This window comes from Coleofasciculus sp., from assembly GCF_046539235.1.
Classification (GTDB): domain Bacteria; phylum Cyanobacteriota; class Cyanobacteriia; order Cyanobacteriales; family Coleofasciculaceae; genus Coleofasciculus.
In genome coordinates this window covers 1-8266 of record NZ_JBKHHI010000303.1, presented here as the reverse complement: position 1 = coordinate 8266, position 8266 = coordinate 1, and the positions used below count along the sequence as shown (strand labels likewise).

10 protein-coding genes and 2 pseudogenes are annotated in these 8266 nt (G+C 45.4%); 5 read left to right on the top strand and 7 right to left on the bottom strand.

Translation table 11 applies throughout. The annotated features are described in order from the left end of the window. Window positions 1-92 precede the first annotated feature (92 nt). Window positions 93-275 (bottom strand): annotated as a pseudogene (locus tag ACLFWI_RS22060) (glycoside hydrolase family 15 protein); the annotation flags it as partial. Between the two features lie 158 nt (window positions 276-433). Between ACLFWI_RS22060 and ACLFWI_RS22055 the strand changes: the two are divergent. From ACLFWI_RS22055 to ACLFWI_RS22040, 4 genes are all read left to right on the top strand, one after another. Then, the gene (locus tag ACLFWI_RS22055) at window positions 434-892 is read left to right on the top strand and encodes a GatB/YqeY domain-containing protein (protein ID WP_446414700.1); all 459 of its coding nucleotides are present in this window, start codon (window positions 434-436) and stop codon (window positions 890-892) included. An 88-nt stretch (window positions 893-980) separates the two neighbouring features. After that, window positions 981-1607 (top strand): alpha/beta hydrolase, encoded by a 627-nt coding sequence (locus ACLFWI_RS22050; protein ID WP_446414699.1) that lies wholly within the window; start codon window positions 981-983, stop codon window positions 1605-1607. 36 nt (window positions 1608-1643) lie between these two features. Then, on the top strand, window positions 1644-2354 hold the full coding sequence (locus ACLFWI_RS22045; RefSeq protein WP_446414698.1) for an FAD-dependent oxidoreductase: 711 nt from the start codon (window positions 1644-1646) through the stop codon (window positions 2352-2354). Window positions 2355-2660: 306 nt separating this feature from the next. Continuing rightward, the gene (locus ACLFWI_RS22040) at window positions 2661-3023 is read left to right on the top strand and encodes a hypothetical protein (RefSeq protein WP_446414697.1); all 363 of its coding nucleotides are present in this window, start codon (window positions 2661-2663) and stop codon (window positions 3021-3023) included. Between the two features lie 14 nt (window positions 3024-3037). Here the strand turns inward: ACLFWI_RS22040 and ACLFWI_RS22035 are convergent, their stop codons facing one another. Next, window positions 3038-3664 (bottom strand): hypothetical protein, encoded by a 627-nt coding sequence (locus ACLFWI_RS22035; RefSeq protein WP_446414696.1) that lies wholly within the window; start codon window positions 3662-3664, stop codon window positions 3038-3040. Further along, window positions 3654-3782, bottom strand: a complete 129-nt coding sequence (locus ACLFWI_RS22030) for a hypothetical protein (RefSeq protein ID WP_446414695.1) — start codon at window positions 3780-3782, stop codon at window positions 3654-3656. Before ACLFWI_RS22030 ends, ACLFWI_RS22035 begins: the two co-directional genes overlap by 11 nt. Between ACLFWI_RS22030 and ACLFWI_RS22025 the strand changes: the two genes are divergently transcribed. Next, on the top strand, window positions 3781-4683 hold the full coding sequence (locus ACLFWI_RS22025; protein ID WP_446414694.1) for a serine aminopeptidase domain-containing protein: 903 nt from the start codon (window positions 3781-3783) through the stop codon (window positions 4681-4683). The two genes, ACLFWI_RS22030 and ACLFWI_RS22025, sit on opposite strands and share 2 nt — an antisense overlap. A gap of 244 nt (window positions 4684-4927) precedes the next feature. Here the strand turns inward: ACLFWI_RS22025 and ACLFWI_RS22020 are convergent, their stop codons facing one another. From ACLFWI_RS22020 to ACLFWI_RS22005, 4 genes and pseudogenes are all read right to left on the bottom strand, one after another. After that, window positions 4928-5197, bottom strand: coding sequence for an element excision factor XisI family protein (locus ACLFWI_RS22020; protein WP_446414693.1), 270 nt, complete (start codon window positions 5195-5197; stop codon window positions 4928-4930). Window positions 5198-5231: 34 nt separating this feature from the next. Continuing rightward, window positions 5232-6620, bottom strand: coding sequence for a cation:proton antiporter (locus tag ACLFWI_RS22015; RefSeq protein ID WP_446414692.1), 1389 nt, complete (start codon window positions 6618-6620; stop codon window positions 5232-5234). A gap of 472 nt (window positions 6621-7092) precedes the next feature. Then, window positions 7093-7269 (bottom strand): annotated as a pseudogene (locus tag ACLFWI_RS22010) (SulP family inorganic anion transporter); the annotation flags it as partial. Window positions 7270-7616: 347 nt separating this feature from the next. Further along, entirely contained in the window at window positions 7617-8030 is a 414-nt protein-coding gene (locus tag ACLFWI_RS22005; RefSeq protein ID WP_446414691.1) for a Spy/CpxP family protein refolding chaperone, read from the bottom strand. Window positions 8031-8266 lie beyond the last annotated feature (236 nt).

Here is an 8266-nt window from a genome sequence, read left to right as displayed (position 1 = left end):
AGTATCGTGGGTTTAATCCGGGTGACGTGTTAACCCAGTGGCAGAGGGAACAAGATGAAGATTTTGCTTAAAATAAACGATTTGATTGATCAATAGTAAGTTTCCGGACATTTAAATTCGCCAAACTCGCTATCTTTTCCAGTAAGTTGCCCCAGAGAACGATTCAGGTAATAGATTTGTTGCTGTAAATCCTGGGACTGTTGATGGTACTGAAACTTAAGTCCAAAGATAATAGAAAGAATCGGATCAAAAACACACCATTGGGCTTGTTCCCCATCCGCCAGTACGCGATCGCACTTATCGTAGGGTGGGCACTGCCCACCAGCATGAATTCAGTGCTGTTCAACTTAAATTTAAAATCCTAATGAGCCAATCCCGTTGATCGCCCGGTTTGCTCTTTATAATTTAATCAGTTGTTTACTCAATAGTAATAATGAGCCTCAAAGACCGCATCTCTGAAGATATCAAAGTCGCGATGAAAGCGAAAGATAAAGTATGGCTGGAAACTGTCCGCAGTATAAAAAAGCTGATCCTGGAAAAAGAGGTCAGCCTGCGTCCTCAAGGACAAGACAGTCTCACCGAAACTCAGGAACTTGAACTCTTAGCCCAACTTGCCAAACAGCGTCGGGATTCATTGGAACAGTATCGTAACGCTGGACGGGAAGACTTGGCGGAACAAGAAGCCAAAGAGTTAGCCATACTTGAAGAATATCTCCCCGCCCCACTATCGGATCAGGAAATTGAAGCAATCCTGGATGAAATTATTACCCAAACTGGCGCAAGTTCGATGAAAGACATGGGGAAAGTCATGGGACCCGCCATGGATAAGCTAAAAGGGCGTGCTGAAGGTCGCAAGATTCAAGCTATGGTTAAAGCTAAACTGAGTGGATAAGTTGTCATTTGTCAGGGAACAGAGAAGTAGCATACTGAGTTTCTACACCCTCCCCACCTCCCTCAACTCCTTCCATCGGACTATCACGATGCAAAAAACCCCAGATTATATTCTATTTGCTCAACACGGCTGGGCGGATACAGAAGCGGCGATCGCAGCGATGACGCAAACTCTGGGGACTCCCCAGACGCTGGTGATTACACCCAATCTGGGTTGGTGGAAAACTTGGTGGCGAATTAAGCCGTTAATCAAGCAGGTGGAGGGAATTGCTACGGAAACAATTGCCCAGTATCCCCAAACCCCGATCCGGATTATTGGTTATTCTCTGGGCGGATTAATCTGGGTAGAACTTCTCAACCAACATCCCGAATGGTGGTCTCAGGTGGAATCGTTGGTTCTCGTGGCTTCTCCTATTGGCGGGGTGGATTTAGCCCGAAATTTTACCTTCTTGGGAATGGGTGTCGGGATAGCCGGGGCTTTGTTGAACAATCGCCGCCAGATGGCGGAATCCATTGCTAAAGTGATTCCCACATTAGTGATTGCGGGCGATATTGGTGGCGGAACAGACGGTGCAGTCACTCTGGAGGAAACAAAGGTTCCTGGTGCAAATTTCTTTTATCTACCCACATTATCCCATCCCACCCTAAAAAATCATCCGGCTGTAGCGGAAGTGATTCGGGACTTTTGGCAAAATCCAGTTATCATTGAAAACTGATCGTTTTTTTCATCGCCCAATCTAATTTAGACACTCGTGGAAATCACAGCCAACGTCCAAGAAACCCCTGTTAAAACCCCACAAAAGGTAATTGTTATCGGTGGTAGTATAGCCGGACTGTTAACCGCACGGGTGCTAGCCGATTATTTTGATCAGGTGACGATTATTGAACGCGATCGCGTTCCCGAACAACCTGAACCTCGTGCAGGAGTTCCCCAATCCCATCAGCTTCATGTCCTGTTAACTCAGGGATATCGCATCTTGAATCAGTTATTTCCTGGATTGGAAGAAGAACTGGCTGGCTTGGATGTCTCTACTCTCAACTGGACGGCAGATTTTCATTGGTTATTACCGGGTGGTTGGTCTCCCCGTTTTCCGTCTCACCTAAAAACTCAGGCGTGTAGCCGGAATTTGCTCGAATTCTTGATCCGTAAACGTTTGGCGGCTTACAGGAATCTGGACTTTAAAGAAGCGATTACAGTGACAGGTTTATTACTCAATCCTAACCGTACCACTGTTGAAGGTGTAAAACTGCGAAATTCTAACGGTACAGACACTCAATTATCTGCCCAGTTTGTCGTAGATGCTAGTGGACGAAATTCTCAAACGCCCCAGTGGTTAAAAAATGTAGGCTATGAAGCCCCCCAGGAAACTATCGTCAATGCCTTTTTCGGGTATGCGAGTCGCTGGTATCAATCCTTGGGCAATGAACCGTTAGATTATCATGTATTGTATTTAATGCCTTAGGCTCCCCATCAGTCAAGGGGAGGTGTACTCTATCGAGTAGAGGGCGATCGCTGGATAGTTTGTCTCATTGGTGTAGGTAGAGACTATCCTCCCACTGATGAAGCGGGGTTTCTGGACTTTGCTCAAAGTCTCAGCGATCCATCCGTTTATGAGGCAATTAAAAACGCTCAGCCGATTTCTCCTATCTATGGCTACCGACGCACAGAAAACCGTCTGCGTCACTATGAACGATTATCTCACTTTCCCGACAACTTTGTGGTGGTCGGTGATGCCGTTTGCACCTTCAATCCTGTTTATGGTCAAGGGATGACTGTTGCAAGTTTAAGTGCCTTAGTGTTAGACCAATGTTTTAATCAATACACTCAACATCGCTCGAATCCCGATCTAAAAGATCTGGGAAAGCATTTTCAAAAAAAGCTCGCTCTAGTCAACCAAACACCTTGGTTAATGGCAACTGCTGACGATTTGCGTTGGTCTACTACAACAGGAGATAAACCGAATATAATGACTCGATTTCTACAGCAGTATATCGATAAGGTGATTCTCGTTGCCAGTGAAAGAGCTGAAGTTTACCAAAGTTTTATCGAAGTAATTCATCTGATCAAACCCACCACGATACTTTTTAAACCTAGTATTTTGTGGCAAGTTATCAGACAGGCGTTTAGCTGATAGAATGAACGTTGTTAATCAAGATTCAATGTTTTAATGGGCTGGCTTAAAATGGCTAAAATTTTAGCAATATTTATATCGTCGGCATCCTCGATTACCAACTCCTCGTTATCGATCGCGACAGTTTGATCCGTAAGCTGGAGAAAGCGCCAGACACGACCCGTGGTTACAGCACCATAGATGCTTTCCATCATTCGGTCTCTGGCTTGGTTAAACCGTTGTGCGGCTACCATCTCGGCAATACACTGTCCTAAACCGACATTAGTACTCTCATTTTTGGCTTCGACAATTGTCACCACTGGGGACTCGATTTCTAATGTAAACGGTGAGGCACTCAAAATATAGTCACAAAAACCATTGAGTCCTTGGCTGGCATCAACATTAAAATCTCGACCCAAAAATAAGCTAACTTTACTATTAAACATCTCTCTAACTTCTATCAACAACGGTGCAATAATCAACTCGGAACGAGCTTTTTCAGTATCGTTATCAAAAGCGACTTTCAAATTACGCTTCAGGGTCATTTTAAGGTATTCGCTTGGTTCAAATCGTTCGCTTTGATAAAACAGATTAATCAGATTAATAGTAAGATCGAACTTAGCTTTAACTTGATTGATGGTTTTAAAATCGCTATAAGCCATGACTCAACATTCCTGCTGCTGCTTGGCGCTTCCAGACCATCAAGAGTTGCGGTAAGCGCTGTTTTAATTCGGCAACTTCATTGTATTCCTGATTACTGCTTGAGTGATTGAAGCCCATGAACCCAATCCCAGATTTTATTATATTTGCCCAACACGGCTGGGCGGATACCCATCACGCGATCGCAGCCCTAGCGAAATCCTTAGCCAATCCCCAATCTCTATTGATTACCCCCAATCTCGGTTGGTTGAAAACCTGGTGGCGAATTGAGCCGTTAATTCAACAGGTAGAAGTAATAGCCAGTGAAACCATTTCTCAGTATCCGGATACCCCTATCCGAATTATCGGTCATTCCATGGGCGGTTTAATTTGGCTAGAAATTCTCAATCAACATCCCGAATGGTGGTCTCAGATAGAATCGTTTGTCCTGGTTGCATCCCCCATTGGCGGGGCAGATTTAGCCCGATTAATTGACCCTTTTGGTGTTGGGATTGGTATGGCTGGTGCGCTAGGGATTAACCGCCGCCAGATTGCCCAATCCATCGCCAAAATGGTTCCTACATTAGTCATTGCTGGTGACATAGATGGGGGTAGCGACAGCACAATTACCGTTGAATCAACCAAGTTTTCCGGTGCCAAGTTTGTAAGTATCCCCAATTTAGCCCATGCCCAACTCAAAAATCATCCCACCGTCATCGGAATTATCCGGGAATTTTGGGCAAATCCGACAATAACTGACCCTTCCCCCCTAGATTTTACCGCTCAGTTAATTGAACGCTTGCAGTCAATACCTGGAATGACAGATGCTCATCCGCGAGACTTTGCCCGGAGTCAACCCTACATCACTTTTGCCAACGGATTCACGATTCGCCTCTGGAGAAGTCCATTACACGTTGATCATATCTTTGTCGTTAATCCCGAAGGGGAATGTCTTTACAGCGGCTTCGTTGGCTGGATGCATCGTGCAGCGTTACATCAAGCGTTAGCTGAAATTAGGCATCTGTCAACCAGTTTTCTATAGCCGTATTGGCGTGACCCAGCTAAAATTGTGGATTAGATTTGACCATTGAATCGGGCGCAAGTCGAAAGCGCCCCTACGTCTCCGGGCGTAATTCTAATTCATCGAATTAAGCGTGCCACGCCAGTAGGGTGCGTTACGCTTTGCTAACGCACCATTGTTTATCATCAACTACTCAACCGGGCAAAAATAACGGATCGCTCAAAAGATAACCTCTCGACCAAAAGAGCGATCGCTAAAACTATTCTTAGAGATTTTCGCACTGCCCTTGTTTTTGAGCCGCCGTGTTACCTCCTCCTGTGGGTGCAGGATCATTGTCCTGACACTGCAAGTTGTTGCCGATCAGATTAGATACGATCTCAGTCCCGCCATCATTGTTTTTCACTTGCATATCGCTGCCAAGGGCTTCTGGGTAAACTCGCCTCAGCCCTTGCCAGCCTACATCGAGCAACTGATAATTATCATGTTTCGCATCAAAAATAAGCTGGCACTCAAACTCTGAATTGTCCTCTTCCACATTTGTAAGGGCACTGCCGTGCCCCTACAATAATCTATCCAAACAAATCTGCTTGTTCCAGAGCTTCTTTAGACTCCTCGATTTCCGCCGCCTCCGGTGAACCTTTAAACGCTACTCGCAAGAAAGGTGGGGCTAAGAATGTCGTCAGAATCACCATAATGATAATCGCCGCTTCTAAAGGCTTACTCAAAACCCCACTAGCTGAACCAATCCCAGCAAACACCAATCCCACTTCACCACGAGGAATCATACCAACCCCAATCGCCAAGCGGTTAATTTGGGGTTGACCAATAAACGTCCAACCTGTAACCAATTTCCCGATAATCGCTACCCCAATTAAGAAAACAGCAATCACTAATCCTTCCCGATTTGCCGGAACCGCAGGATTGAGAACGCCTAAATCTGCTTTCGCACCCACAGCCACAAAGAAAATGGGGACTAAAATATCGGCAATGGGAACCACTTGCTTATCCAATTCTTTGCGCTTATCCGTTTCATCCAGAACCAATCCTGCAGCAAATGCCCCTAAAATCGCTTCTAATTGGATTACATTCGCTAAGAACGCCATTAAAAACGCAAAGGTAAACGCCGGAATAACCAATTGACCTCGCGTTTGTAACTTATCCGCGATCGTCACAAAGGAATGGTTGAAAAACTTACCCAGGAAAATAGAACCGAGGAGGAAAACAGTCGCACTAATAATCAGATAGATAACGTTGAAAACATCAACCTCACCTGTTTTCGCCAGACTAGCCACCACAGCTAATACGATGATACCCAAAACATCATCAATAACCGCCGCCCCGACAATAATTTGACCTTCTTTTGATTTGAGACGCCCTAATTCCGAGAGAACTTTGGAGGTAATCCCAATACTGGTAGCGGTTAACGCTGCACCGGCAAAAATTGCCGGAATCGCGGCAACATTAAAGAAAAACATCAACCCGGCTGTACCCGCGGCAAAGGGGGCGACGACTCCCACCACCGCCACAATTGCCGCTTGATAACCGACTTCTTTGAGATCCCGTAGATCCGATTCTAAGCCAATCTCAAATAAGAGGATGATTACCCCAATTTCGGCTAAAACCGAGACCACTTCACTCTGGGTTTCAAACACACTGATGACAGCCTCTGGGCTTAAATCACCAATCCATTGCAGCAGCTTCATCAGTAGCGAATCAGCCGCCACCGCACCACTTTCGGGAAAAACGAGCAGATGCAATGCTGAAGTACCTACTACAACACCGCCGACTAATTCACCTAAAACAGGTGGTAAATCAACTGCCTTGGATAACTCTCCCCCCACTTTACTGGCAAGATAAATGATAACTAAACTGAGCAACACACCAGCGAGTACAATTGACCCATTTTCTGGCGCTGTTGCTAATATGGGAATTGGTTGTATCAGGTCGGAAAAAATCATGGTCTGCATCTATTGTTTATCTTCAAGTCTGTGAGATTTATTGATGAGTTACCTTTGAGGTTTTTGGCACAGACCTATCCTTATCGGTCTAGACAAAGGTTTGCATCGGGTTAATTGGCAAAAACAAACCTTATTTTACTAAGTTTAACTCGTACTATAATTATAAGTCTTTGTGGCAAAATTAAGTAAATTTACAGATTTAATATTCCTAATAATTATCCCAATCCTTTCTTATCGTCCAGCTTAGATACTAGATCCCCGATTTCTTGAAGGAATCGGGGATCTGACCAACCCTAAACGCCTAAAAAAAATTACCCCATTAGAAACAGGGGGTTAGATATCAACCATATCCTACTTGAAATTGTTTAGTTGCTGATAGCCACATCATCGGCTTGACTGGGATAGGCAGTTGACGATGTACCATTTGCCGGGGGTTACCCCCCTTAGGACTCTGCTGTCCCAGAAAGGGTGCACCAAACAGGGCAGCAAAAAAGCCAACTAAAACAGCACCCCAAAGACCTGCTACAGCGCCAGCACCAGAGGCAACACCGAAAGCCACTGCCATGGGGAGGGCGATAATCGCCGCGGTGATCCCCCCAAGTATGTCACCTTGCAGATTTCTAAAATGTATACGATTCGTGATTCGCATTAGGCTCGGAGGAGTGAGAGAACGACAGTGTACTCATAAAGGGTTCAGTCTTGGGAACACTTTCTCATAATTTCCGGTAAAGGTTAAGCTTTGTAACACTTTTTAATATTTCTTTAATTAGATTAACTGACGATGCTCCATTCTTAGCATTTGGATTTTCAATAGAAAGCATAGAGAGAATGCTGGTGGAGGATGAGGGGATAGGGAAAAGCATCGGATCAGGCTCTGGAAATTGTCAACCTATGTTATTATGCTTTATCCCCATCGTCATTACTAGACCGGGCTTCCCCATCTCCCCCATCTCCCCCATCTCCCCCTCACCTCACCACTTATTCAGCAGACCCTATCTATTGGGCTTGATTGGGGCGTCCCATTCCTCTTCGACCTCGACGATTTCCCCGCATCTGACGTATTTGTTCCCGTTGTTCCTCGGTTAGAACATCTCGCATCTGTTCCCGTGCGGATTGGTGAATTTCCCGCATCTGATTCCGTTGTGCTTCGGTCAGATTTAGCGCCCGCATCCCTTCCCGGTGTCGCTGGCGTTGTCCCGGCAATTCTTGGAACTGTTCCCGTTGTTCGGGGGTGAGAATTTGTTCGATTTGCGAGTGTTTGTTATCCCGGATGCGTTCTAACTGCGTTTGTTGGTCGGTTGTTAGGTTGAGTTCCTCGGCGAATCGGGGTTGGGAAAATGCTGCCATCGGTGCAGCCGCGAGGGTAATTGCAGCGATGGTGGCGAATAGAGGAAAGACTTTGATTTTCATGATGTTACAGTTGTCAACAATTTGGTGTTCGATGTCTCTATCCTAGAAAATGTAAGGGTTGAACCGCCTGAGGCAAACGTCCTGATTTGAGGTGGGACTTTAGTCCTACTGTTTCAGGTGTGGGGGATATGGGGGAGAGGATTACCAATCAACAATGAACCATGAACCATCAACAATGAAACATGAACCATCAACAATGAACCATGAACCATCAACAATGAAACATGAACCATGAC

Excerpts from the sequence above, each read along its gene's own strand:
- ACLFWI_RS22055 (WP_446414700.1), top strand. The coding sequence starts at position 434 with ATGAGCCTCAAAGACCGCATCTCTGAAGATATCAAAGTCGCGATGAAA.
- ACLFWI_RS22050 (WP_446414699.1), top strand. The coding sequence starts at position 981 with ATGCAAAAAACCCCAGATTATATTCTATTTGCTCAACACGGCTGGGCG.
- ACLFWI_RS22040 (WP_446414697.1), top strand. The coding sequence starts at position 2,661 with ATGACTGTTGCAAGTTTAAGTGCCTTAGTGTTAGACCAATGTTTTAAT.
- ACLFWI_RS22035 (WP_446414696.1), bottom strand. The coding sequence starts at position 3,664 with ATGGCTTATAGCGATTTTAAAACCATCAATCAAGTTAAAGCTAAGTTC.
- ACLFWI_RS22025 (WP_446414694.1), top strand. The coding sequence starts at position 3,781 with ATGAACCCAATCCCAGATTTTATTATATTTGCCCAACACGGCTGGGCG.
- ACLFWI_RS22030 (WP_446414695.1), bottom strand. The coding sequence starts at position 3,782 with ATGGGCTTCAATCACTCAAGCAGTAATCAGGAATACAATGAAGTTGCC.
- ACLFWI_RS22015 (WP_446414692.1), bottom strand. The coding sequence starts at position 6,620 with ATGATTTTTTCCGACCTGATACAACCAATTCCCATATTAGCAACAGCG.
- ACLFWI_RS22005 (WP_446414691.1), bottom strand. The coding sequence starts at position 8,030 with ATGAAAATCAAAGTCTTTCCTCTATTCGCCACCATCGCTGCAATTACC.